Source organism: Aeromonas sp. SE22 (genome assembly GCF_038739755.1).
In the GTDB taxonomy this organism is placed as follows: domain Bacteria; phylum Pseudomonadota; class Gammaproteobacteria; order Enterobacterales; family Aeromonadaceae; genus Aeromonas; species Aeromonas jandaei.
In genome coordinates, this window is sequence record NZ_JBCGFD010000013.1 from 86,027 (window position 1) to 110,222 (window position 24,196).

Annotated in this window: 24 protein-coding genes; 12 read left to right on the plus strand and 12 right to left on the minus strand. The window is 59.3% G+C overall.

Annotation, left to right across the window (positions count from 1 at the left end):
• Positions 1-257 precede the first annotated feature (257 nt).
• The 3 genes from AAHA39_RS17245 to AAHA39_RS17255 all read left to right on the plus strand — a co-directional run bounded on the left by AAHA39_RS17245 (position 258) and on the right by AAHA39_RS17255 (position 3,490).
• On the plus strand, positions 258-1,628 hold the full coding sequence (locus AAHA39_RS17245) for a YjiH family protein (protein ID WP_320655299.1): 1,371 nt from the start codon (positions 258-260) through the stop codon (positions 1,626-1,628).
• Positions 1,629-1,772: 144 nt separating this feature from the next.
• Positions 1,773-2,762: a luciferase-like monooxygenase gene (locus AAHA39_RS17250; RefSeq protein WP_320655297.1), complete on the plus strand. Its 990-nt coding sequence runs from the start codon at positions 1,773-1,775 to the stop codon at positions 2,760-2,762.
• A gap of 227 nt (positions 2,763-2,989) precedes the next feature.
• Positions 2,990-3,490 carry a 2TM domain-containing protein gene (locus tag AAHA39_RS17255; protein ID WP_320655295.1) on the plus strand — a complete coding sequence of 167 codons (501 nt, stop codon included), beginning with the start codon at positions 2,990-2,992 and terminating at the stop codon, positions 3,488-3,490.
• Positions 3,491-3,567: 77 nt separating this feature from the next.
• Here the strand turns inward: AAHA39_RS17255 and AAHA39_RS17260 are convergent, their stop codons facing one another.
• The 6 genes from AAHA39_RS17260 to lptD are packed head-to-tail and all read right to left on the minus strand — an operon-like array spanning position 3,568 to position 10,341.
• Positions 3,568-4,389, minus strand: coding sequence for a symmetrical bis(5'-nucleosyl)-tetraphosphatase (locus AAHA39_RS17260; RefSeq protein WP_043851782.1), 822 nt, complete (start codon positions 4,387-4,389; stop codon positions 3,568-3,570).
• A gap of 6 nt (positions 4,390-4,395) precedes the next feature.
• A complete protein-coding gene (gene apaG, locus AAHA39_RS17265) occupies positions 4,396-4,758 on the minus strand; it encodes a Co2+/Mg2+ efflux protein ApaG (RefSeq protein WP_320655292.1) in 363 nt (120 codons plus the stop codon).
• Between the two features lie 4 nt (positions 4,759-4,762).
• Positions 4,763-5,575 (minus strand): 16S rRNA (adenine(1518)-N(6)/adenine(1519)-N(6))-dimethyltransferase RsmA, encoded by an 813-nt coding sequence (gene rsmA / locus AAHA39_RS17270; RefSeq protein WP_041210436.1) that lies wholly within the window; start codon positions 5,573-5,575, stop codon positions 4,763-4,765.
• Positions 5,565-6,560 carry a 4-hydroxythreonine-4-phosphate dehydrogenase PdxA gene (gene pdxA, locus AAHA39_RS17275; RefSeq protein WP_124241384.1) on the minus strand — a complete coding sequence of 332 codons (996 nt, stop codon included), beginning with the start codon at positions 6,558-6,560 and terminating at the stop codon, positions 5,565-5,567. Before pdxA ends, rsmA begins: the two co-directional genes overlap by 11 nt.
• On the minus strand, positions 6,560-7,858 hold the full coding sequence (surA, locus tag AAHA39_RS17280; protein WP_320655289.1) for a peptidylprolyl isomerase SurA: 1,299 nt from the start codon (positions 7,856-7,858) through the stop codon (positions 6,560-6,562). Before surA ends, pdxA begins: the two co-directional genes overlap by 1 nt.
• A gap of 26 nt (positions 7,859-7,884) precedes the next feature.
• Positions 7,885-10,341, minus strand: a complete 2,457-nt coding sequence (lptD, locus tag AAHA39_RS17285; protein ID WP_320655287.1) for an LPS assembly protein LptD — start codon at positions 10,339-10,341, stop codon at positions 7,885-7,887.
• 174 nt (positions 10,342-10,515) lie between these two features.
• On the opposite strand from lptD, the gene AAHA39_RS17290 reads away from it, so the two are divergent.
• From AAHA39_RS17290 to djlA, 3 genes are read left to right on the plus strand one after another with little or no spacing between them, the layout of a single operon-like run.
• Positions 10,516-11,526, plus strand: coding sequence for an aminoglycoside phosphotransferase family protein (locus AAHA39_RS17290; RefSeq protein ID WP_320655285.1), 1,011 nt, complete (start codon positions 10,516-10,518; stop codon positions 11,524-11,526).
• A complete protein-coding gene (gene murU, locus AAHA39_RS17295; RefSeq protein ID WP_320655283.1) occupies positions 11,523-12,191 on the plus strand; it encodes an N-acetylmuramate alpha-1-phosphate uridylyltransferase MurU in 669 nt (222 codons plus the stop codon). Before AAHA39_RS17290 ends, murU begins: the two co-directional genes overlap by 4 nt.
• 19 nt (positions 12,192-12,210) lie before the next feature.
• A complete protein-coding gene (gene djlA / locus AAHA39_RS17300) occupies positions 12,211-13,044 on the plus strand; it encodes a co-chaperone DjlA (RefSeq protein ID WP_320655280.1) in 834 nt (277 codons plus the stop codon).
• 76 nt (positions 13,045-13,120) lie between these two features.
• On the opposite strand, the gene AAHA39_RS17305 is transcribed toward djlA, so the two are convergent.
• The gene (locus tag AAHA39_RS17305; RefSeq protein ID WP_320655278.1) at positions 13,121-14,572 is read right to left on the minus strand and encodes an aminoacyl-histidine dipeptidase; all 1,452 of its coding nucleotides are present in this window, start codon (positions 14,570-14,572) and stop codon (positions 13,121-13,123) included.
• A gap of 966 nt (positions 14,573-15,538) precedes the next feature.
• On the opposite strand from AAHA39_RS17305, the gene gpt reads away from it, so the two are divergent.
• The 5 genes from gpt (at position 15,539) to AAHA39_RS17330 (ending at position 20,399) form a co-directional block, all read left to right on the plus strand.
• On the plus strand, positions 15,539-16,006 hold the full coding sequence (gene gpt / locus AAHA39_RS17310) for a xanthine phosphoribosyltransferase (protein WP_033114875.1): 468 nt from the start codon (positions 15,539-15,541) through the stop codon (positions 16,004-16,006).
• Between the two features lie 120 nt (positions 16,007-16,126).
• Positions 16,127-17,395, plus strand: a complete 1,269-nt coding sequence (gene frsA, locus AAHA39_RS17315) for an esterase FrsA (RefSeq protein ID WP_320655275.1) — start codon at positions 16,127-16,129, stop codon at positions 17,393-17,395.
• Positions 17,396-17,457: 62 nt separating this feature from the next.
• Positions 17,458-17,850, plus strand: coding sequence for a sigma factor-binding protein Crl (gene crl / locus AAHA39_RS17320; protein ID WP_320655273.1), 393 nt, complete (start codon positions 17,458-17,460; stop codon positions 17,848-17,850).
• A gap of 157 nt (positions 17,851-18,007) precedes the next feature.
• Positions 18,008-19,111, plus strand: a complete 1,104-nt coding sequence (proB, locus tag AAHA39_RS17325; RefSeq protein WP_320655271.1) for a glutamate 5-kinase — start codon at positions 18,008-18,010, stop codon at positions 19,109-19,111.
• Between the two features lie 34 nt (positions 19,112-19,145).
• Positions 19,146-20,399: a glutamate-5-semialdehyde dehydrogenase gene (locus AAHA39_RS17330; protein WP_320655270.1), complete on the plus strand. Its 1,254-nt coding sequence runs from the start codon at positions 19,146-19,148 to the stop codon at positions 20,397-20,399.
• An 86-nt stretch (positions 20,400-20,485) separates the two neighbouring features.
• Here the strand turns inward: AAHA39_RS17330 and AAHA39_RS17335 are convergent, their stop codons facing one another.
• The 5 genes from AAHA39_RS17335 to rsgA are packed head-to-tail and all read right to left on the minus strand — an operon-like array spanning position 20,486 to position 23,329.
• Positions 20,486-20,875, minus strand: a complete 390-nt coding sequence (locus tag AAHA39_RS17335; RefSeq protein ID WP_041210445.1) for a hypothetical protein — start codon at positions 20,873-20,875, stop codon at positions 20,486-20,488.
• 2 nt (positions 20,876-20,877) lie between these two features.
• The gene (locus AAHA39_RS17340; RefSeq protein ID WP_033114870.1) at positions 20,878-21,141 is read right to left on the minus strand and encodes a DUF2960 domain-containing protein; all 264 of its coding nucleotides are present in this window, start codon (positions 21,139-21,141) and stop codon (positions 20,878-20,880) included.
• A gap of 4 nt (positions 21,142-21,145) precedes the next feature.
• On the minus strand, positions 21,146-21,397 hold the full coding sequence (locus tag AAHA39_RS17345) for a VF530 family protein (protein ID WP_005341005.1): 252 nt from the start codon (positions 21,395-21,397) through the stop codon (positions 21,146-21,148).
• Positions 21,394-22,266, minus strand: coding sequence for an archaetidylserine decarboxylase (gene asd, locus AAHA39_RS17350; protein ID WP_320655265.1), 873 nt, complete (start codon positions 22,264-22,266; stop codon positions 21,394-21,396). Before asd ends, AAHA39_RS17345 begins: the two co-directional genes overlap by 4 nt.
• Before the next feature lie 28 nt (positions 22,267-22,294).
• Positions 22,295-23,329 carry a small ribosomal subunit biogenesis GTPase RsgA gene (gene rsgA / locus AAHA39_RS17355; protein WP_041233898.1) on the minus strand — a complete coding sequence of 345 codons (1,035 nt, stop codon included), beginning with the start codon at positions 23,327-23,329 and terminating at the stop codon, positions 22,295-22,297.
• 91 nt (positions 23,330-23,420) lie between these two features.
• Between rsgA and orn the strand changes: the two genes are divergently transcribed.
• Entirely contained in the window at positions 23,421-23,966 is a 546-nt protein-coding gene (orn, locus tag AAHA39_RS17360; RefSeq protein WP_320655261.1) for an oligoribonuclease, read from the plus strand.
• The last annotated feature ends 230 nt before the right edge of the window (positions 23,967-24,196 follow it).

The following is a 24,196-nucleotide window of genomic DNA, read 5'->3' on the forward strand; positions in this document are numbered from 1 at the left end:
TCCGGTTTTTTTATGGCTGGCGCCTGGTCTCTGTACCTGATTAGCTTGGGGCGGGCAGAGTGTTTAGTGAATTAATATTCCGCTAGTTGCCTGTTTATCCGTTCACACCGGTTTTGTTTGGGTATTTATTCGTTAATTAATCTGAAATTGCTTTTTTAATCCATTCTATTGGGATATTCTTGCGCCCCGTTTGGCTGGGTGTGCATGAATATGCGCATTATCCGGCATAAGTTTTAGCTATGTCAGGGCAGTAGATTATGTTGGAAAAGAGTCTGGAAGCGCCTGCGGTCAATACCCGCCGCAATCTGTTGATGTTCTTGATCCCCTCGCTGATCGGGATCCTGTTGTTCATGACTCCGGTACTCTATGACGGGAATGTCACCATTCCGGTAGCCGTGCTGGCCAAGCTGGTTCAGCGGGTGTTTGCCGACTATCTGGTCGCCATGGTCAGCGCTGTGATCACCACCACCATGCTGATGACCGTCGTCGCCTGGTTGTTCAAACCGGCGATCCTGGTGCGCCGTCCTTTCCTCAACAGCCTGTTCAACGTCTCCCCCTTCTGGGCCTGTGTGCGGGTGTTGGGCGGGATCTTCGTACTGCTGACCTTCTTCCAGACTGGGCCTGAAGTGCTACATTCCGGCGCAACCGGCGGGCTGGTGCTCAACGATCTGCTGCCAGTGCTGTTTTCCGTCTTTATCTTCGCCGGCCTGCTGTTGCCACTGCTGCTCGATTTCGGGTTGTTGGAGTTCGTCGGTACCATGATGACCCGCATCATGCGCCCGGTGTTCCGGTTGCCGGGTCGCTCCGCCGTGGACTGCTTTGCCTCCTGGTTAGGGGATGGCAGCGTCGGCATTCTGCTCACCAGCAAGCAGTACGAAGGGAAGTTTTATACCCAGCGGGAAGCTGCCGTCATTGGCACCACCTTCTCTGCCGTCTCCATCACCTTCTGCCTGGTGGTGATCTCTCAGGTGAAGCTGGAGCACATGTTTGTTCCCTTCTATCTGACCGTCTGCCTGGCCGGTGTGGTTGCGGCTATCGTGGTACCACGCCTGCCACCGCTCTGCTGGAAGAGGGATGTCTATATCGATGGCACCCCCTTGTGCCGCAAGCAGGAGTCGGTACCGCATCAGCACAGCGTGCTGAGCTATGGTCTCGAGCGTGCATTGACCAAGGCGGAGAAGATGACCGATCTCGGTGCTGTGGTGCGGGAAGGGGTGAAGAACGCGTTGGACATGGTGTTTGGCGTGCTGCCAGTGGTGATGGCGATCGGTACTTGTGCCCTGATGCTGGCTGAACATACCCCCGTCTTCAACTGGCTGGGTGCACCGTTCGTTCCCTTGCTCGAACTGCTGCAGCTGCCGGAGGCCGAAGCGGCTGCCAAGACCATCATGGTCGGGTTTGCCGACATGTTTATCCCGGCTGTGCTGGCGTCCAGCATCGAGAGCGAGATGACCCGCTTCGTCATCGCGGCCATGTCGGTGACCCAGCTTATCTATATGTCTGAAGTGGGGGCGCTGCTGCTGGGCAGCAAGATCCCGGTCAAGTTGTGGGAGCTCTTTATTATCTTCCTGATGCGTACCCTGGTGACCCTGCCGGTGATTGCCGGTATGGCCCATTTGCTGTTCTGATACAGACTGCCATAGCCTTAAGGCCACTCTCTATGGAGTGGCTTTTTGCTATCTGGCGTTTGCCACGGCAGAAAGTGTTCCGTTCGAACATCTCATGGTAGAGTGCCCCTCTGTTAGCAAATTGTGATGCAACGGAGTGTATTTATGTCTGCCATCCCCTATTCCCTTCTCGATCTGGTGCCGGTTGCTGAGGGTTCCCATCCTGCCGAATCGTTCCGCCATTCGCGCGATCTGGCGCAACATGCCGAGCGTTGGGGCTACCGCCGCTACTGGCTGGCTGAGCACCACAACATGCCGGGTATTGCCAGTGCCGCGACATCTGTACTGATCGGCCATCTTGCCGGGGCAACCAGCACTCTGCGGATCGGGGCGGGTGGCATCATGCTGCCGAACCACTCGCCGCTGGTCATTGCCGAACAGTTTGGCACCCTGGCTTCTCTCTATCCTGACCGCATCGATCTTGGCCTTGGTCGCGCCCCCGGTACCGATCAGCGCACCATGCGGGCCCTCAGACGCCAACGCAGCGGTGAGGTGGATGAGTTCCCGGCCGATGTCCGCGAGCTGATGAGTTACTTTAGCGACGAGATAGGCGCGGTACAGGCAGTACCCGGGCAGGGACTGCATCTGCCAGTCTGGCTGCTGGGCTCCAGCCTCTACAGTGCCCAACTGGCTGCGGCGATGGGCTTGCCGTTCGGTTTTGCCTCCCATTTCGCGCCAGCCATGTTGCTGCAGGCGCTGGAGATCTACCGTAGCCAGTACCGTCCCTCTGCTCGCTGGCCCAAGCCCCATGCGGTGGTCTGCATCAACATGATCGCCGCCGACAGCGAGCGGGAGGCGCGCTTCCAGTTCACTACGTTGCAGCAGCAGTTCCTGCGCCTGCATCGTGGTGATGCGGGCAAGCTGCCAGCACCGGTTGCCGAGTTGGGCGAGCAATGGTCGCCGCGCGAGCTGATGGCGATGGAGCAGACCCTTGCCCGCTCTCTGGTTGGCGATCCGGAGCAGATCCGCCATGGCCTTAAAGCGTTGCTGGCGGAAACCCGGGCCGATGAGTTGATGTTCAACGGCCCCATCGTCGATCATCAGGCTCGCTTGCGCTCTTTCGAGATCGCAGCCGGGTTGATGCGGGATCTATAAGCTCGCCTCCCCGCATATAAAGGCGCTATCTTGCAGAGAGAGTCTGGTGTCGTCCTGCTGTCAGGTTCTCGCAACGGGGCGGTTGGGAAACTCGATCCCGGATATCAAGCCTTTATCTAATGCACTGAATTAAAAGGAAAGTCAGGTTGGTGTCAGGCTGCTGTCGTGTCGCGTGCCACCCTCCGGCCCCTATGCTGGCTCCGTCAAGCAACCACAAGGAGTTCGAGATGATCGTCAGGAAGTTGAGATTGCAGCGGGGCTGGTCACAGGAGCAGTTGGCCGCCTTTACCGGCCTGAGCGTTCGCACCATTCAGCGGATCGAGCAGGGTCAGCAACCCGGACTGGAATCCCTCAAGGCCCTGGCCGCCGTCTTTGAGCTCGATGTGGCGCAACTGGACGGCACACGGCAACAGGAGCATGAGATGAGAGGAAGTGACACTATGGGTCAGGATGCGGTGCAGGTATCGGCTGAAGAGCGAGCTGCCATGAAGTATGTGGAGGGGCTCAAGGGCTTCTATCACCATGTCGCCAGCTATCTGCTGGTCATTGGCGGGTTGTTTGTCATCAACTACCTGAGCAACCCGGGTTATATCTGGGCCTGGTGGCCAGCACTCGGGTGGGGATTGGGGTTGGCGTCCCATGCCATTCGGATATTTGAGCCTTTCAAACTGTTTGGCCCGGAGTGGGAGCGACGCCAGATCGAGAAACGGTTGGGGCGCAAGTTGTAACCAGAGCTGTTGTGGAAAAAGAGAGCCCGGCAAGTTGCCGGGCTCTCTTTTTGGTTCAGGTCTTTGCAATCACTGCCCTAGCTGGCGTGAGTGGGGCAGGGGGTGGCAAAGAGGGCATCATCCTCATAGCGCCACAGGGTGAGGCTGTTGCCCCAGACACAGCCGGTATCGAGCGCCTTGATATCGCTCTTGCCTGTGTTGCCCATCAGGGCCGCCCAGTGGCCGAACACCAGAATGGGGTCATCCACGTGATGCTCGCGCTGCTCGAACCAGGGGCGCAGCCCCGGGGTCGACTCTTTGGGGCCCTTCTTGCATTTGAAGTCGAGCCGGCCATCGAAGTAGCAGAAGCGCATTCGGGTGAAGGTGTTGATGATGTAGCGGTAGCGGTCGATCCCGACCAGATCATCTTTCCAGCCATCCGGCTGATCGCCATACATGTTGTGCAGTAGCCACAGGTACTGATCGCCACGCAGCAGGCTCTCTACCTCGCGGGCGCAGTTGCGGGCGGTGCGGGCATCCCACGCCGGAGAGATACCGGCATGCACCATCATGATGGGCAGGTCGGGGTGTTCGGCCAGCAGCGGGCGGTGGCGCAGCCACTCCAGCAGTTCGTCCCGATCCGGCGCATCCATCAGGCTCTGCAGCTTGTCTTTCTTCTTGAGCGGTGCAACGCCATTGGCCACCGCCAACAGGTGCAGGTCGTGGTTACCGAGCACGGTAATGGCACGGTTGCCCAGATCCTTGACGAATCGCAATGTGTTGAGCGAGTCTGGGCCGCGGGCGACCAGATCGCCGCAGAGCCAGAGCACGTCATTTTCGGGATCGAACTTGGCAAGATCCAGCAGACGGCGCAAGTCGTCGTAACAGCCCTGGATGTCACCGACAAAACAGTTCGCCATGAAACCTCAGTTGATAATGTTGGGGATGGCCAGCGTGAAGGGGGCGACGGGCGCCTCAAACTGCTGGCCAGAGCCATCTTGCAGGGTGTAACTCCCCTCCATCACTCCGAGCGGTGTCGCCAGCGGCACGCCGCTCTGGTAGCGGTAGGTCTCTCCCTCGTCAATAAGGGGCTGCTCCCCGACCACGCCGGGGCCCGAGACTTCCTGCATCTTGCCATTGGCATCGGTGATGAGCCAGCGCCGATGCAGCAGCTGCACCGGGCCGGGCCCCAGATTCTCAATCTCGATAAGATAGTGAAACTGGTAGGGGTCTTTGCTATCCGCCACATACGAGGGGTATGGGCGGACAACGATGTGCGGGAGCGCCACCGGATCAGGCCTTTGGCTGATCCGCCAGCCAGTTGGCGATCATGACAAACTGCTCGAGGGAGAGGTTCTCCGGGCGCAGATTGCCATCGATACCAAGCTCGGTCAGCTGGGCGTCGGTGATGAAGTTGGAGAAGCTGTTGCGAATGGTCTTGCGACGCTGGCCAAAGCCCTCGGTGCAGACGCGATTCAGACAACGGATGTCTTTGGCGACTATGGTCGGGTTCTTGTGCGGCACCAGACGAACCACGGCAGAGTCCACCTTCGGCGCCGGTTTGAAGGCGCCCGGGCCCACTTCCAGTACCGGGATCACCTGGCAGTAGTACTGGGTCATCACGCTCAGACGACCATAGGCTTTGCTGCCAGGGCCGGCGGCCAGACGCAGGACCACTTCCTTTTGCAGCATGAAGTGCATGTCTTCGACCCGATCTGCGAACTCGCACAGGTGGAAGATGAGCGGGGTGGAGATGTTGTAGGGCAGGTTGCCGAAGATACGCAGCGGCCCCTTGCCTTCACCCATCAGGGTGCTGAAGTCGAAGCGCATGGCATCGGCTTCGATGACGGTGAGCTTCTCCTTCAGGGTCGGGTGCTCACGCAGGCGCGCCGCCAGATCCCGGTCCAGCTCGACCACGGTCATCTTGTCCATCTGGGCGGCAACCGGCTCGGTCAGCGCGGCCAGACCCGGGCCGATCTCCACCAGGTTTTGGCCCGGCTGCGGATTGATGGCGGCCACGATCTGGTCGATCACGTAGCGATCGTGCAAGAAGTTCTGACCGAAACGCTTACGGGCCGTGTGGCCCATGTGCACCTTACTGCTCATATCTTTTTTTCTCTACCATCTTGATGGCGTGGTTAATCGCGGTGACAAGGCTACCCGAATCGGCCAGGCCCTTGCCTGCCAGATCCAGAGCGGTGCCGTGATCCACCGAAGTGCGGATGAAGGGAAGCCCCAGAGTGATATTGACCGAACTGCCAAAGCCCTTGTATTTGAGCACGGGCAGCCCCTGGTCGTGGTACATGGCGAGTACCGCATCCGCATCCTTGAGGTATTTCTCCTGGAACAGGGTGTCGGCCGGCAACGGGCCGACCAGATCGATCCCCTCCTGACGCAGAGTCGCCAGAGCGGGTTCGATCACGTCAATCTCTTCACGTCCGAGGTGGCCGCCTTCCCCTGCATGGGGATTGAGGCCGCAGACGTAAATTCGGGGTTTGGCGATGCCAAACTTGGTAGCGAGATCCGCATTGAGGATGCGGATCACCTTGCCGAGGCGATCTTCCGTGATCGCCATCGCCACATAGGCAAGGGGGATATGGGTGGTCGCCAGCGCAACCCGCAGTCCCTCGGTTGCCAGCATCATCACCACGTCGGCGGTGCCCGACTGCTGGGCGAAGAATTCGGTATGACCGCTAAACGAGACTCCGGCCTGGTTGATGATCCCCTTGTGCACCGGCCCGGTCACCACGGCGGCAAATTCGCCGCTCATGTTGCCATCGCAGGCGCGCTGCAGGGTCGCCAGCACATAGGCGCCGTTGCCTTCGTTCAGCTCGCCCGGTACCACAGAGGTACCGAGAGAGACAGAACATACCGTCAGGGTGCCGGCTCGCTGCGGTTGTGCCGGTTGACTGGCATCATAAGGCTCAAGCTCGATGGGTAGCCCCAGCAGGGCCGCCCGCTCGCGCAGCAATACCGGATCGGCAATCACCACCAACTGGTGTGGCCAATCCTGCTGGGCAATCTGCAGCACCAGATCAGGCCCAATCCCGGCCGGTTCGCCCGGGGTGACGGCAAGACGACGGCAGTTCATCAGCTACCGGCGCCTTCGATGCGGATGTAGGCCTCGTCACGCAGCTCGTCCAGCCACGCCTGGGACTCTTCCACGAAGCGACGGTTGTAAATGAGCTGGTAGGCACGTTGCTCCTGTGCCTTGTCAGTGGCGTCCTGGCTACGGCGATCTTCCACCTGCACGATGTGCCAGCCATGGCTGGTACGGAACGGGGCACTGATTTGTCCCGGCTGCAGGCGGTTGACCATATCGCGGAACTCGGGCACATAGACGTTGGGATCAGACCAGCCCAGTTCGCCGCCCTGTACCGCAGAGCCCGGATCTTCGGAGTACTTCTCTGCCATGCTGGCGAAGCTTGCCTTGCCGCTCTTGATGTCGTGCAGAATGCCGTCCAGCATCCCCTTGGCCTTCTCTTCGCTCAGGATGATGGAGGGCTTGATCAGGATATGGCGAGCCTTCACCTCGGTCAGTATTACTTGTTGCTGCCCCTTGGTATCGAACACCTTGATGATGTGCAGACCGGCACCGGAGCGCAGCGGGCCAACGATGTCGCCCTTCTTGGCGCCCTGTACCGCTTCCGCCATCAGGGTCGGCATCTCTTGCGGGCTCATCCAGCCCCAGTCACCACCTTCCAGTGCTTTGGGGCCGTTACTCTCGGCAATGGCCAGTTTGCGGAAGTCGGCACCCTGCTTGAGGGCGGCCAGAATCCGCTCGATCTTGCTCTTGGCGGCATCCAGCTGGGCAGCAGTGGGGTTATCCGGCAGGGAGATCTGGATATGGCCGACGTGGTATTCGTTCTGTTGCTGACCCTGTTTTTTCAGGATTTCGACCACCTGCTTCACCTCCTGATCGGAGATGTTGATGCGACGGCGTACCTGATTGCGGCGTACCTCGTTCATCAGGATCTCGCGGCGCACCTCTTCCCGATACTGGGCATAGCTCATCCCTTCGCGGGCGAGCTGGGCACGCAGCTGATCCATGGTCATTTTGTTGTCGGCGGCGATCCCCTGGATAGCTTGCTCCAGCTGGGTATCGCTGATCTTGAGGCCCTGGCGATCGGCCAGTTGCAGCTGCAGACTCTCCTGGATCAGGCGATCCAGTGCCTGCTTGCGCAGGGTGGCGTCATCGGGCAGGGACTGGCCGCTCTCCTGAGCGGAGAGCTTTACCTTGTTGACCAGCGCATCCTGTTGGCTGGCAAGCACCACGTCCTTGTTGACCACGGCCAGCACCTTGTCCATCAGCTCGGGGGCCGCCAGTGCGGCCTGGCTCATGGCGCCAAACATACCCGCGGTCAGCAGGGCAATCAGGGTCTTTTTCATATCCATCTCTCAAGGCTGGACCAGCATCATTGCTGGTCTTTCAGATTAAACGGGCGAACATAGGGCAACAGCTCGGTATCCAGCGTGACGCTGCGGCCACCGGTACCGACACTGCCAAGTCCCTTCATCTCGAATTGAAGACCGATCGATTTCTCGGAGGTGGGCTTCAGAGTGATGTTGTCTGGCTGGTTGTGCCACTCCAGACTCAGGTTGATGCTCCAGCAGCAGGAGTCATATTTAACGCCTATTTTGCGGTCAATATTGACGTTTTGCTGGATGTCACGGTAGTAGCCACCATACATCTGCCACTGATCGGCGATCGGCGCCATCATCACCAAACCTGCCTGGCTCAAGTCTTCGGCCACCGCACTGTTGTAGTAGCTCTTGTTGCCATCCTTGATAAAGCGGTAGTTGACCTGGCTGATGAACTTCTCGTTGCGGTATTCCACAGCGCCATTTGCCGCACTGAACTGACTTTTCTCTGTGTCGTATTGAGTGCCAGCGTGAGCAAACCACTGCTCCGTGACCCGGGCATCCCCCTCAAAGGAGAGCAGGGAGCGAGAGTTGGTGCTCTCGGGATCCGAAGGATAGAGGCGAACCTTGGGTGGCGTAATCTCGAACGCCTGGGCTATTGCCAAACGCAGCCGTTCATCACCTACGTTGTCATAGATCCGGCTGGTGAGACCGGCAGTGACCCGGTTGGCGTCGCTGATGCGGTCGAGACCGGCATAACGGCGATCACTGAACAGGCTGTAGTAATCCTGACGGGTGGTGGTGGAGTCGTAGATCCCGATATCGTCCTGATCCCGATAGGGAACATAGAGATACTGGAACTCCGGCTCCAGAGTCTGGGTGCCCTTGCCATCATACCAGTCAACCGGGCGATCGAAGTTGAGCCCCCCCTTGAGCCGGAAGGAGGGGAGGGTGCGATTGACAGTGCCATCCTTCAGGGTGAGCTGGCCAGTGCTGGAGTCGGTAAAACGCGAGCGATCCGTGTAGACCAGATCCTTGGGCACCTCCTGGTTGTAGGAGGTAAACATCAGCTTGTACTGGCTGGTGAGGTAGTAGCCAGGGGCATCGATGAGAGGCACGGTCAGGGTCGGAGCCAGGTGCAGACGGGTGGTGGTGTAACGCTCACCGGCCTGCTGGGCACTGGCGCTGCCGCTGTCATAACCAAATTTGGTCAGTTCGCTATTCCAGGCCAGATCGAACCACTTGCCCTGCTGGTAGTAGTTGTAGTCGATACGCGGCAGCATCTCGTGGGGCAGCAGCGCGTAGGGGCTCAGAATCTGATAGCGGCGCACCTCGGAAGTGAGGTTCCAGTTCTGCTGGTAGTAACCGGCAGTAAAGGATTGTTGCAACTGGCTGTCGACCTGGGTGCCCACCGGCGGACTGAAGTCGTTGAAGTAGTTGTAATCCTTGTCGCGCACCTGGGTGTAATCGACACCAAAGCGCAGGGAACCATCCATCAGGCTTGAGCCGTGACGCACGTTCATCAGATAGCGGTGGCCATCAGACAGGTAAGGGGAGCCGGTCGACGTGTTGATGAAGCTGGGGTTGCCGGCATCATACTGCTTGTCGTCCGCCAGGTTTTCAAAGTAGAGGATGCCTGCGTGGGCGGGGTCCGGCATATAGCGGAACTCCACCTGCTCCATCAGGCCACGTTTGTCCATAAAACGGGAGGTGATGGTGGCATCGTAGTTGGGGGCTATGTTCCAGTAGAAGGGCTGGGTGATATCCATGCCGTTGCTGGAACTCTGGGTATAACCGGGGTAGAGCAAGCCCGTCTTCCGCTCATCCTTGATGGGGAAGTTGATATAGGGAAAGTAGAACACCGGATAGTCGTAGAGCCAGAGGCTGGCGTTCCACGCCTCGCCGAACACCTCTTTCTGGTCGATGTCGATGCTGCCCGCTTTGAGGGTCCACACCTCCTGACCCGGGGGGCAGGTGGTGTACTGGGCCCCCTCCATGGTGATGTTCTGGTTGTTGTTGGTCATGGTGACCCGCTTGGCAAAGCCGCGCACCGGTGAGCCATGAACCTGATATTTGCCCTCTTCCAGTTCGGAGTTCTTGGTATCCAGGTTGGATTTGAGGGTCTTGTCGCTGGTGACGGTCACCTGACCGTCGTTGTAATAGATGTTGCCGATGGCGATGACATCCCGGCTCTTCTGGTCGAGCTGGGCATAGTCGGAGTCGAACTTGCGAACCCCCTGACGAACCTTGACGTCCCCTTCATAGACGGCGGTGCCGCCCTGCTTGGCTTCGAGGCGGTCAGCATCCACCTCCACAGGTAGCGCATTGGCTTCCTCGGCAGAGGCTGGTTTTTCGACCTTGGGGACATAGTCGTAACAGAGGCTGTCGAGGATCCCTGTGGCTGGCGGCGTCTCAAAAGGGGCAGCCTGAACCATCATGGATGTCAGGGCCGGTGCCAGGCTGATAGTCAGGGCGATGGGATAACGGTATCCCAGTGTCCATTTTGTCATGTGAAAGACTCGTGCAATCCGTGATAGATACGGTTGATCCAAGGCATGCATTTTACGACAGGTTTCATCGAGTTGACATTGCATGTCATTGCTTTATGTTAGCCGGCAATGATAAAGCATTATTGCGGCCAGGGCTAACAGCCAAGTGCTGCTTTCCACCTTGGTCCCCGACTTATGCACGATCGCGATTCCCTGCTATTGCAGTGGGCACGCCAGATTTCAGGCGATGCCACCCTTCAGTTGACCCTCATTTCCGGTGATGCCAGTTTCCGCCGCTACTACCGTGGTGCCGGGCTGGTATGGGTAGATGCCAATCCGAAAACCGAAAAAAATCATGAGTTTGTTCGTAATGCAGCTGCCTTGCGTGCACGTCAGCTCTTGGCGCCAGAGGTCAAGGCTGTTGACTATGAACAAGGTTTGCTGGCGGTCAGCGACCTGGGCGATACCCAGCTGCTCAGCTGCTTGAACGAGCAAAACGTGCTGGCTTGGTATGGCAAGGCGATAGACCTGTTGCCAACTCTGGGGTCGGTAGATCTGGCGCTTGAGCCCTTCGATGCCGCCTTTATGGCGCGGGAGAACAGCATTTTCCCCGAGTGGCTGCTTGGCCATCATCTGCAACTGACCCTGAGCGACGAAGAGCAGCAGTTGCTCGATGAGACTTTTGCCTGTCTCACCGCCTGTAATCTGGCTCAGCCGCAAGGGGTCATGCACCGTGACTTCCACAGTCGCAACCTGATGGTGTGCGGTGGAGACACTCCTGATAGCAGCGAACTCGCCATCATCGATTTTCAGGATATGGTCATCGGGCCGCTCACCTATGACCTGGTTTCCCTGCTGAAAGATTGCTATGTGCGCTGGCCGGACGCGGTGATCGAGCAGGGGATGCAACACGGTTTTGCCACTCTGCAGCAGGCGGGACTGCTTGGCGAGCGCGACTACGCCAGTTTCCGCCGCGATGCCGACCTGACCGGCATGCAGCGCCATCTGAAAGCGGCAGGGATTTTCACCCGCCTCTATCATCGCGACGGTAAGTCCGGCTATCTCAAGGATATTCCCCGTACCCTCGGCTACGTGGTGGATGTCTGTCGCAGCCACGGTAGCGCTTATCCGGTGCTGGGCCGTTTTGGCCAGTGGCTCGAGCAGGTGGTGTTGCCGGGGATCGCCAACGCCGGGGTGAAACCATGAAGGCGATGATCCTGGCCGCTGGCCGTGGCGAGCGGATGCGCCCGCTGACTGACCTGCTGCCCAAGCCGTTGTTGGCTGTCGGGGGCAAGCCGCTCATTGTCCACCATATCGAAAAGCTCAAAGCAGCCGGAGTCACCGAGCTGGTGATCAACCACGCCTGGCTCGGCCACAAGCTGGTCGAGACTCTGGGTGATGGCAGTGCGCTTGGCGTGACCATCCGCTGGTCAGCCGAGGAGAGTGCGCTGGAGACGGCCGGCGGTATCATTCAGGCGCTGCCACTGTTGGGGGATGAGCCATTTCTGGTGATCAACGGCGATACCTGGCTCGATCTCGACTATCGCTCTCTGGTTGAGCTGTCCCTGGGTGAGAATCTGGCCCACCTCTGGTTGGCACCCAATCCGCCCCAGCATCCGGCCGGGGACTTTGCCCTGCAAGATGGCAAGGTCGTAGACACCCCCGCCTTCACGTTCAGCGGCGTCGGTCTTTATAGGCCCGCAGCCTTTGCCGGTCTGCCTGCCGGTGCCCGCAAATTGGCTCCCCTGCTGCGGGAGTGGATGGCGCAGGGGCGGGTAGGTGGCAGCCTGCTGGCTGGCGAGTGGCGCGATATTGGCACTGTCGACCGTCTGCGCGAGCTGGACGAACAGCTTCAGAGCCGTGCTCAATAACATCAAGAGGTCTTGAACCATGCGTATTTGGGGTAAGGCGCTGGGCGCCTTCTTCGGTTTTCTGCTCGGCAACATCATCGGTGCCCTGATTGGTCTCTGGATTGGCCACCGTTTCGATCGCGGCATGGGGCTGCAGGGGGCGTTTCGCCGTACCCCGACTCAGGAGCAACAGGCTGTCTTCTTCCATGCCACCTTCTCGGTGATGGGCCATATCGCCAAATCGAGCGGTCAGGTGACTGAGCAGGAGATCCGGGTCGCCTCCAATCTGATGGATCGGATGCGTCTCTCCGGCGAGCTGCGCAGCCGCGCGCAGGATTCGTTCCGGCAGGGCAAGGAGGCCGGTTTCCCGCTGCGCGAGACCCTGGCCGAGTTTCGTCGTGCCAGCCAGGGCCAGCGCGATATCCTGCGCTTCTTTCTGGAAGTGCAGCTGCAGGCCGCCTTTGCCGATGGTCGGGTAGAGGATGGCGAACGCGCTATCCTGCACACCATTGCTGACGAGCTGGGCTTCAGCCGTATCGAGCTGGCCCGCATTCTGGCGATGGCCGAGGCGCAGATGAACTTCTTCAATCAGGCCCATGGCCAGTATCAGGGGGGCGGTGCGGGTGGCCAGCAGTATCGGCAGGCGCCTCCCTCGGCGGATCGCCTCAAGAATGCCTACCAGTTGCTGGGGGTGAGCGAGAGCGACAGCGATCAGGATATCAAGCGCGCCTACCGCAAGGAGATGAGCAAGCATCACCCGGACAAGCTGGCCGCCAAGGGCTTGCCGCCGGAGATGATGGAGATGGCCAAGGAGAAAACCCAGGAGATCCAGCAAGCCTGGGAGTGGATCCGCGAGGCCCGCGGTATTCGTTAAGCGCCAAAGTCAGGCTGGAACAGACAATAAAAAGCCCCGCAGCAGTGCGGGGCTTTTGTTTTGCCGTTGGGCTGTCTTACTTGGCCGGAATGGCTTCCAGTACGTGTACCAGCAGTTGCCAGAAACGCTCGACTGCCGGGATGTGTACCTTCTCGTCAGGGGAGTGGGCACCACGGATGGTAGGGCCGAAGGAGACCATGTCCCACTCCGGGTAGGCGCTCTTGAACAGACCGCACTCGAGACCGGCGTGGATCACCATCACGTTGGGCATGGTGCCGAACAGGGTCTGGTAGCTGTTGCGCACCAGCGCCATGACGGGGGAGTCCACGTTCGGCGCCCAACCCGGATAGGCACCGGTGAATTCGCAGCTGGCCCCCGCCAGGGTGAACAGGGAGCGGGTCATCTGCTCGATGCTCTCGCGACCGGAGTCGATCAGGGAGCGGATCAGGCACTGGACATACACTTCGCCATCCTGAGTCTTGATGACCCCCAGGTTGGTAGAGGTTTCGGTTACGCCTGGCATGGCATCGCTCATGCGCATCACGCCGTTCGGGCAGGCCATCAGGGCATCCAGCAGGCGCTGCTGCAGGGAGACGCTCAGCAGCTTGGCCGGTTTGGCGACGCTGTTGACCAGCAGAGTCAGGTTCGGCTCGGTGGCGGCCAGCTCGGTCTGGTAGATACCGGTATAGCGGTCAACCAGCGCCTTGAACTCGTTTACGCTGGCAGCGGGTACCAGCAGGGTGGCACGGGCTTCGCGCGGGATAGCGTTGCGCAGGGTGCCGCCGTGGATCTCGGCCAGACGGATACCGAGCGGCTCGGCTGCTTTGAGCAGGCGCACCAGCAGTTTGTTGGCGTTGCCACGACCGCGATGGATGTCGCAACCGGAGTGACCGCCACGCAGCCCTTTGACGGCCAGCTCGAGGGCTTCGCCTTCCGCAGCATCAACCAGCTCAAGCGGGAAACGGATATTGGCATCCACCCCACCGGCGCAGCCCATATAGACCTCGCCATCCTCTTCGGAGTCGGTGTTGAGCAGGATCTCGCCTTCCAGCCAGCCTGCTTCCAGACCGAAGGCGCCGGTCATGCCGGTCTCTTCGTCAGTGGTCAGCAGCACTTCCAGCGGGCCGTGCTTGATGGTCTTGTCCGCCAGCACTGCCAGGCAACCGGCCATACCGATACCGTTGTCGGCACCCAGAGTGGTGCCACGGGCAGTGACCCATTCGCCATCAACATAGGCATCGATGGGATCGGTCGCGAAGTCGTGTTTGGTGTCGGCGTTGGCCTGCGGCACCATGTCGATGTGGGCCTGCAACACCACGCCCTTGCGGTTTTCCATCCCCGGGGTAGCCGGTTTTTTGATGATGATGTTGCCGACGTTATCCTGTTTGACCGCCAGACCTTCCCCTTGCGCCCACTGGACGATCCAGGCACTCAGCTTGGCTTCATGCTTGGAAGGGTGGGGAATGGAGCAGATCTGTTCGAAGAAATGCCAAATCAGTTGGGGGGACAAGGAACTTAGTTGTGCCACGTCAGGACTCCTTACCAGCACGGAATGAGAGAGGCCCCGTCAGTGGGCCTGGAAAGTGGATAACGATAATACAGTCAATCGCAGAAAAATGTGAGCGGTTAGCGCAAATCGCAGGGCGGTTGTGCTGTCGGTGGCCACCGGGGCAGTGCAATTGTCAGGCTCGGGTGACACTGTTTGGCAGAAACGAAATTTATGTGACGAGCTTCACAAAAAGATTGAATTTACGGTGCCGGCTGGTAAATTAGCTCCCGTGGTTCGCCACCCGTCAGGATGACGATGAAAGCCTCCAGGGAACCGAAGCAAAGCAAGTGCGCCTCCATGGAACCGAGTGTTCGTTCAAGGATTTGAGCCCGCATAAAGGTACGTAACTTGTTAAGCAATCAGGAGATTCAAGATGCCAGGCAGCAACTCTACCTATTGGTTCGCCCCATCTCTCTATACCCAGGGTTTCAGCTACCCTAACCCCTTCGTCAGCCGTCGCTAAGACGAGCTTGTCCTGAGGGGCAAGTCACCCGATTGGGTGCAGACGACAAAGCAGCAGGTGCGCGAGGTAAATCCTCCCCCTGCTATTTTTTTATCTGTCGTTTGCCGAAGAGTGCCAATTGTCGCTGACGAGAGGGGCGCAAGATTGGTCATTCGACTCTGTGGTTGGGTCATTTGAAGATGAAGAGGCCAATTTTTCCTGAATTTGGCATACGTTTGCCAGGCATTTTCTCTGCAAAGGGTGCTATCATATCGGCCCAACAGCCTGTCCGCGGTTTTGGCACTCTTATCGACCCAAGCGCCGGATATGTCCATCTTGCTTCCACTGCTATCAGATTTGCTGCCGAGGTCATCCCTCAGGCAGAACAAGTGCAATCTGAATTCAGCCGGACAAGAGCCGCCATTTATTGGCATTCGAGAGGATACTTTCGGATGCCATTATTTTAAGTGATTGTTTTTGTACAACTATTCGAGATCGATAATATGCCGAAAAAGTTTTATGTGTCGTGGGACAACCTGCAACGTGAAGCTCGCCGTCTGGCTCGTCGTCAACTGCCTGCCAACCAGTGGAAAGGGATCATCGCGGTCAGCCGCGGCGGTCTGGTACCCGCAGCCCTGATGGCCCGTGAACTCGGCATCCGCAACGTAGAGACCCTCTGCATCTCCAGCTATGACCATGACAACCAGCGCGAGCTGGTGGTTGTGAAGGGTGCGACCACTGCCGGTGACGGCGAAGGCTGGCTGGTAGTGGAAGATCTGGTGGACACCGGCACAACCGCCAAGGCCATCCGTGATCTCTACCCGAAAGCCAAGTTCATCGCCATTTTTGCCAAGCCGATGGGTGAGCCGCTGCTGGATGATTTCGAAGTTGCCATCCCGCAGGACACCTGGATCGAGCAACCGTGGGATATGGCGCTGGAGTTTGTCACGCCAATCTGCGACGAAGAGTAATGGTTTCACAGGGCTCCTTGAAGGAGCCCTGTTTTTTTGTGTATCAATCTGTTGCGGGGTGGCTGACGGGCAGTAAAAGTGGTTAAGATGAACCATTGCCTGATTGAAAGAGACATTATCTTGGACTTGAACGACGACCTTAATCTGACCGAAAAACTGTTCACCCGGGTCAAGAAGGTATTGGAAACTTCCGAGATCTCCAACTCCAGCCCGGCCGAACTGGCCGAGGCCGAGTCAGACGAGATGTTTATTGACGGCTCCATGTCAAAGAGCTGGTATCGCCTGCTGCGCCGCCCATCCTGGGCCTGGCAGGGGGCAGATCCGGTTGAAGTGGAGCAGACTCTGGCCCGCATCGCCATGGCGACCGGCGAGCGCACCCACGACTGCTACCTCGATACCATCAAGGGCTATGTGCCCGGCAACTGGATCTACGAGTGGAGTCAGGTGGCTGGCACCTATTTCAAGCAGGGCCGCGAACTGTGCGAGCAGGGCGATAAGGAAGGGGCGCTCAAGCAACTGCTCAAGGCGGTGCGCTACTACTCCATCGCCAGCTATCCCCATCTGAAAGATGACGAACTGGCGGATCAGGCCCAACTGCTCGGCAACATGGCCTATCGTGAAGCGGGCCGGCTGTTCAAAGTGCCGCTCAAAGAGATCCTGGTGCCATTTCGCGGCAAGAATATCCAGGGCTATCTCCACCTGCCGGCCACCGACAAGCCGGTGCCACTGGTGATCATCAGCGGGGGGATCGACTCCCTGCAGCTCGATTTTCTCAACTTCTACCTCAAACGGCTCGAACCCAACGGCATCGGTATGTTGTCGCTGGATATGCCGGGTATCGGCTATGCCGAGCACTGGCCGCTGGTGCAGGATACCAGTCGTCTCCATCAGGCGGTGCTGCACTACCTCTCCGAGGTGGCCTGGGTCGATCACCAGCGCATCGCCATGGTCGGTTTTCGACTGGCAGGCAATGTGGCGGCTCGGCTGGCCTTTATCGAACCGTTCAAGCTCAAAACCGTGGTCTGTGTCGGGGCCGGGGTCAATCAGGTGTTTACCAATCAGGAGTTGTTTGCCCGATGCCCGCGCATGATGCGGGACAGTCTGGCCAACCGGTTGGGGGCTGATGCGGCCCAGTGGGATACCATGCGCACCAAGTGCCAGGTATTTTCACTGAAAACGCAAGGATTGCTCGGGACTCGCACATCGGTGCCGATATTAAGTATCGGACACAAGAGAGATTTTATCTGTCCCGAGCAGGATGTCCGGGCGTTGGCGTCGGCCAGCCGCAATGGCAAGGCCATCGTGTTTGACAAGCAACCCTTGCTGGAGGTCTATGACCAGGCGCTGGATGAGATTGTCGAGTGGTTGAAACGGCACCTGTGTGCCTGATATTGCGCTAAAAATCTGACGCCATCATCAGGTGGCGCGGCTTGTTTAACAGGGAGGTTAACATGTCTGAAAGAGTGACCTACAAGCGGCTGCTGAGGCAGTTTGCTGCCATTGGCCCCTATCTGCGCGAAGATCTCTGTGAAGAGGGGCGTTACCGCTTCGACTGTTTGTCTGTCTGCGTCAGCGCCAAACCGGCACCGGACAAGCGGGAGTTCTGGGGCTGGTGGCTGGTGCTGGAGCAGGATGATCACCAGTTCCGCTATCACTATCAGTTCGGTTTTTATAATGCCGATGGCGAATGGCTCGACAAGCCGATCCCCAAGAAGCATCAGGTGGAGGTGGAACGCACCCTCAACCGCTTCTACAAGCTCATCAGCGACAAGTTGGCCACACTTGAGTGTCACTTGTCTCCTGCCGAGCAGGTCACCAACGAGTTGACCGTAACGGCTGCCTGATCCCCTGAAGCCCTGCGAGTTGCATCTGTCACTCGCAGGGCTTCAGTTCTCTCTCCTCCCGTTTTTTCTCCTCTTCCACCGCACTATGAATTGCCTTGCAGGGCTCCATGGCCGTGGGTATAAAGATATTCCTTACTTTTTTAGCCTTTATGCTCCCATGGAAAACAGAACCATAGTCGTCAAGTTGGGCACCAGCGTGCTCACAGGGGGGTCTTCCCAGCTCAATCGTGCCCATATGGTCGAGCTGGTCAGACAGTGTGCGGCCTTGCACCGCCACGGCCATCGGGTCGTGGTCGTCACCTCGGGGGCTATCGCCGCCGGGCGTGAGCATCTGGGCCACCCGCCACTGGCGCCAACCTTGCCCAACAAACAGATGCTGGCGGCAGTCGGTCAGACCCAGCTCATTCGGGTGTGGCAGGATCTGTTCAACCTCTATGGCTTGCATATCGGCCAGATGCTGCTGACCCGCGCCGATCTGGAAGATCGGGAGCGCTATCTCAATGCCCGCGATACCATGCGGGCCCTGCTTGATCACCGCATCATTCCGGTCATCAACGAAAACGACGCGGTGGCGACCGCTGAAATCAAGGTGGGCGACAACGACAACCTCTCCGCCCGCGCCGCCATCCTGGCGGATGCCGATCTGCTGATCCTGCTCACCGACCAGAAGGGACTGTTTACTGCCGATCCGCGCACCAATCCGGATGCCCAGCTCATCGAAGAGGTGCAGACCATCGACGATACCCTGCGTTCGCTGGCGGGTGACAGTGTCAGTGGCCTCGGTACCGGCGGCATGGCCACCAAGCTGCAGGCGGCCGATGTTGCGCGTCGCGCCGGCGTCAACGTGGTGATCGCGACCGGCCAGATGCCGGAGGTGATCGGCCGTCTCGCCAAGGGCGAGCGGATTGGCACCCTCTTCCCGGCGCTTGCCTCCCCGCTGGAAGGGCGCAAGAGCTGGATCCTGGCAGGCCCACCCCCTCACGGCGAAGTGCATGTGGATCAGGGGGCCGTCGCCGCCATGAAGGATAAAGGTTCCAGCCTGCTGCCCAAGGGGATCGTCGCGGTCAAAGGCGACTTTATTCGAGGCGATGTGGTGCGCATTCTTGATCCCAAGGGCGCCGAGCTGGCCCGCGGCATCTGCCGTTACGACCATCTGGAGCTGGATAAGCTGCGCGGCGTCCACTCTGATCAGATTGAACAGGTATTGGGCTATGGCTACGGCTCTGTGGCCATCCATCGAGACGACATGGTGCTGCTCTAATCAGGGCGGCACGGCATGAACAAAGGGAAATGAGATGAGTCTGGAGAAAATGGGGCAGGCGGCCCGAGAAGCCGCCTATCAGCTGGCAACCATCAGCACGGCGCAGAAGAACCGGGCGCTGGCCGCCATCGCCGACGAGCTGGAGGCGCGCAGTGAGCAGATCCTCGCGGCCAACGACAAGGATATCGCGGCAGGCCGTGAGGCTGGCCTGTCAGAGGCGATGCTGGATCGCCTGCTGCTCAATCCGGCTCGGCTGGCCGGTATCGTGGCAGATGTGCGCAAGGTGATCACGCTGGACGATCCGGTCGGCGCCGAAATGGATAGCCGGGTGCTGGAAAATGGCCTGCGCCTCTCCCGTCGTCGGGTACCCATCGGGGTTATCGGGGTCATCTACGAGGCTCGTCCCAACGTCACCATCGACATCGCCAGCCTCTGCCTCAAGACCGGCAACGCCAGCATACTGCGTGGTGGGCGCGAGACCTTCCACTCCAATCTGGAGCTGGTGCGGGTGATCCAGCATGCCTTGGCGGCCTCCGGTCTGCCCGAGGCGGCGGTGCAGTACATCGACAACCCGGAGCGGGCGCTGGTCGGCGAGTTGCTGCGCCTAGACCGCTATGTGGACATGATCATCCCCCGTGGTGGCGCGGGCCTGCACAAGATGTGCAAGGAGAACAGCTCCATCCCGGTCATCATCGGTGGGTTCGGTATCAGCCATATTTTCGTCGACGAGAGTGCCGATCTGGTGCGCTCTCTGGCGGTCATCGACAACGCCAAGGTGCAACGCCCCTCCGCCTGCAATGCCCTCGATACCCTGCTGGTACACGAGAAGGTGGCAGCCACCTTCCTGCCGCAGCTGGTGACGCTGATGAACGAGCGCAAGGTGACACTGGTCGGCGCGGCCAACGCCATGGCGCTGCTGGCGGGGGCCGACAACCTGTGCGAGGCGGGGCCGGAGGATTTCGATACCGAGTGGCTGGGATTGACTCTGGGGGTCAAGCTGGTGGCGGATGTGAACGAGGCGCTGGCCCATATGCGCGAGCATAACGCCGGCCACTCCGATGCCATCCTGACCAACGATCTGGCCAACGCCGAGCGTTTCGTCAATGGGGCCGGTTCGGCGGCTGTCTATGTCAACGCCTCCACCCGTTTCACCGATGGTGGCCAGTTTGGGCTGGGGGCCGAGGTGGCGGTCTCGACCCAGATGCTGCACGCTCGCGGCCCCATGGGGCTGACCGAGCTCACCAGCTACAAGTGGGTGGGGCAGGCCGATTACCTTAGCCGTGCCTGATAACAGTCTGTTTCACATACAAAAATGCCGACCTCTTGGGTCGGCATTTTATTTGGTGGATATCGGGAAGATATCAGGTGCTCGGGTTACTCCCCCTGATAAAGCACCTTGTCACCGGATTTGAGCACATAGCCCTTCCAGGGGAAGAGGGTGTAACCGCTGCCCTGCCACGACCAGTTGCCTTCCATGCCCTGACGGGCAAGCTGGTGCTGCTCGCCGGTGGGCAGGGTCAGCTCGGCCTTGCTCTGATCGGTGTTGAACAGCACGAACGCACTGCTGGTCTGGCTGGCATCGGTCGGATTGAGTCGGATGCCCTGCTCGAACAGGCGCACGCATTTGCCGGTCAGCGCTGACCACTGATAGCCCGCACTGCCGATGCAGCCGTGGCTGTCGCGATCGCTGCCAACCAGATGTTGTTCCGGTGTACTGCATGCCGCCAGTAGCAGAGAGGCGGCCATCAGAGTCAAGGTTCGCATGGTTACTTCTGATCCTCTTCGAGGTTATCCCGTTCGATGACGATATTGGAGAACCCCAGCTCCTTGAAGTAGTTCTCCCGGTAATCCTTCACGCTCTTCTTGTCGCGCCGGCACACCTGAGCCAGCTGAGCCTCCATGGCGTGGAAGCTGGCGAGATCGATCCCTTCGGCAGCGGCAACCGCATCATAGATGCTGTTGAACTTGTCGTTGGCATAGCCGATCGTTTTGGCCTGCTTCTTGTAGGTGTAGGTAATCTTGAACGCCATGGCGTTATTCCTTTGATTTGGCTTGCTTGCGCTGAACGTAGAGGTAGAGGCTCTCTACCTTCTCCCGGGCCCATGGGGTCTTGCGCAAGAACTTCAGGCTGGATTTGACGCTGGGCTCATGGGTGAAGCAGCGGATATTGATCTGCTGCCCCAGCTCTTCCCAGCCGTAGTGCTCGACCAGCGCGGTGACGATGGCTTCCAGCGTCAGCCCGTGCAGCGGGTTGTTCTTCTGCGAGGCGTTCGGTTGCTCGCTCATGCCTGCTCCGCCAGCTTGGCAAAGGGCTGACCCATGCGGGTGGTGACCCCGTTGGCCAGATGCGGTTCGAAACCGGCCAGCATGCCCGGGCCAAACAGGCAGACGACAGTACTGCCCAGTTTGAACAGACCCATCTCGGCACCTTTTTGCAGGGTAATAGCCTCGTCGCCGGTGTAGTCCCAGCGCACCACCTTTTTCTCTTTGGTCGGCGCAATGTTGCCGGCCCAGATGGTCTCGATGCTGGCCACGATAGTGGCACCGACCAGCACCAGCGCCATCGGTCCGTGCGGGGTGTGGAAGGTGGCCACCACCCGCTCGTTGCGGGCAAACAGGTTAGGCACGTTCTCGGCGGTGAGCGGGTTGACGGAGAAGAGATCCCCCGGCACGAACACCATGCTCTCCAGCACGCCGTCCAGCGGCATGTGGATGCGGTGGTAATCCTTGGGCGCCAGATAGATGGTGGCGAAGTCGCCATCCTTGAACGGCGCAACCAGATCCTCATAGCCGCCCAGCAGCTCGCGAGCGCTGTAGTCGTGGCCCTTGGCCTGGATGATGCGACCCTGCTGGATCGGGCCGAGCTGGCTGACGGTACCATCGACCGGCAGCGCCAGAGTCATGGCATCTTCTACCACGGGGCGGATGCCGGGCTTGAGCTCGCGGGTGAAGAACTCGTTGAAGCTCTTGTAGTGGGCCGGGCTCTCGTGCAGCGCTTCGCTCATGTCGACCTGGTACTGCTTGATAAAAGCCTCGATCACTTTGGTGGTGATGTTGCCCGCTTCGGCGGCGGCAAACTTGCCGATCAGACGGGAGAGGGCGTGCTTGGGCAGACAGTATTGACCGGCAATTTTCAGGTTGTCAGTAATGCTCATGTTCATCATCAACGTAGGTTAAACAGGGTCACAGGCGCGCCTGTTGGCGACCGTGACGGGCTTCCTGCATGGTTTCCAGGATGCGGTGATAGTTGTGGAAGCGATCGGCGCTGATAGCGCCCGCGTCGACCGCGGCGCGCAGGGCACAGCCGGGATCGTCCTTGTGGGTACAGTCGCGGAACTTGCAGCCACCCAGATAGTCGCGAAACTCGACGAAGCACCAGGTGATGCGGTCGGCTTCCAGATGCCAGAGGGCGAACTCGCGGATCCCGGGGGAGTCGATGAGATCGCCACCGCTCGGGAAGTGGTAGAGCCGTGCCGTGGTGGTGGTGTGCTGGCCGAGCCCCGAGTTTTCGGAGATCTCGCCGGTGAGCACATCCAGCCCCGGCATCAGGGCGTTGGTGAGCGAGGATTTGCCCACCCCTGACTGGCCGACGAAGATGCTGATCTTGTCGGTGAGCTTGGCTTTCAGCTCATCAAGCCCTTCACCGCTCTCGCAGCTCACCAGCAGCACCTCGTAATTGAGCTTGCGGTAGGTTTCGAGCTGGAGCTCGATGCGCGCTCTGGCGGCATCATCGAGCATATCGACCTTGTTCAGCACGATGAGGGGGCGGATCTCCACATCCTCGGCGGCCACCAGATAGCGGTCGACGATGTTGGTGGAGAACTCGGGCATCACCGCCGAGACGATGATGATCTGGTCGATGTTGGCGGCGATGGGTTTGACCCCGTCGTAAAAGTCCGGCCGGGTCAGAACCGAGTGGCGCGGATGCACCGCCTCGATGACGCCGGCGATGGCGGCATTGAGGCCGGGACGCCACACCACCTTGTCGCCGCACACCAGACTGCTGATGCTGCTGCGGCGCAGGTTGCTGCGGTGGATGGTGCCATCGCTCGCTTCCACGTCCGCGTGCTGACCGAAACGGCTGATCACCACCCCTTCGATGGCCGGGCCAAACAGGGTGTCATCCACCTCTGTGGTGTGCTCTTTTTGCAGCCGACGCTCGCGGTTGGCCTGGACGCGTCTTTGTTGACCCAGATTGAGTTTTGCTTTCTTTGCCACTCGATTCGCCAGTTTATGAACAGATCCAAAGCCAGTATGATACATGCAAATTGGCAAAATTCCGCCATTCCTCCCAACAGAGAGAGTAATCATGACAGTCAGCGCGCAGAACCTGGTATGGATCGACATGGAGATGACGGGTCTCGACCCTGAAGAGAACGTGGTACTGGAGATTGCCACCATCGTCACCGACAAGGACCTGAACGTGCTGGCCGAAGGGCCGGTGATCGCCATTCATCAGAGCGATGAAGAGCTCGCCAAGATGGACGACTGGAACGTCCACACCCATACCAAGAGCGGTCTGGTGGCCCGGGTCAAGGCGAGCCAGCATGACGAGGCGAAAGCCGTTGCCGAGACCCTCGACTTCATTCGCCAGTGGGTGCCGGAGCGCACCAGCCCGCTGTGCGGCAACAGCATCGGTCAGGATCGCCGCTTCATGGTCAAGCACATGAGCGATCTGGAAGCCTTCTTCCACTATCGCAACGTCGACGTCAGCACCATCAAGGAGCTGGTACGCCGCTGGCAGCCGGAATTGCTGGATCAGTTCAAGAAGAGCGGCACCCATCAGGCGCTGGACGACATCCGAGAATCCATCGCCGAGCTGCAGTTCTATCGCAGCCACGTCTTCAAGATCTGATTCCCCGGCAAGGGTTTGTCATGCGCTGGCTGCTAAAATCGACAGTTCGGCCAGCTTTTGAGCGAACGCGCGCAACCAGGCAAAAAAGCCCTTGCAATTGGAAGGACTGCTCTTATAATTCGGCTCCCGTACAGTAGCGCAAGCAACCAAATGCTGTACGGCCTGTTTTAAGGTAGTTGCGGGAATAGCTCAGTTGGTAGAGCACGACCTTGCCAAGGTCGGGGTCGCGA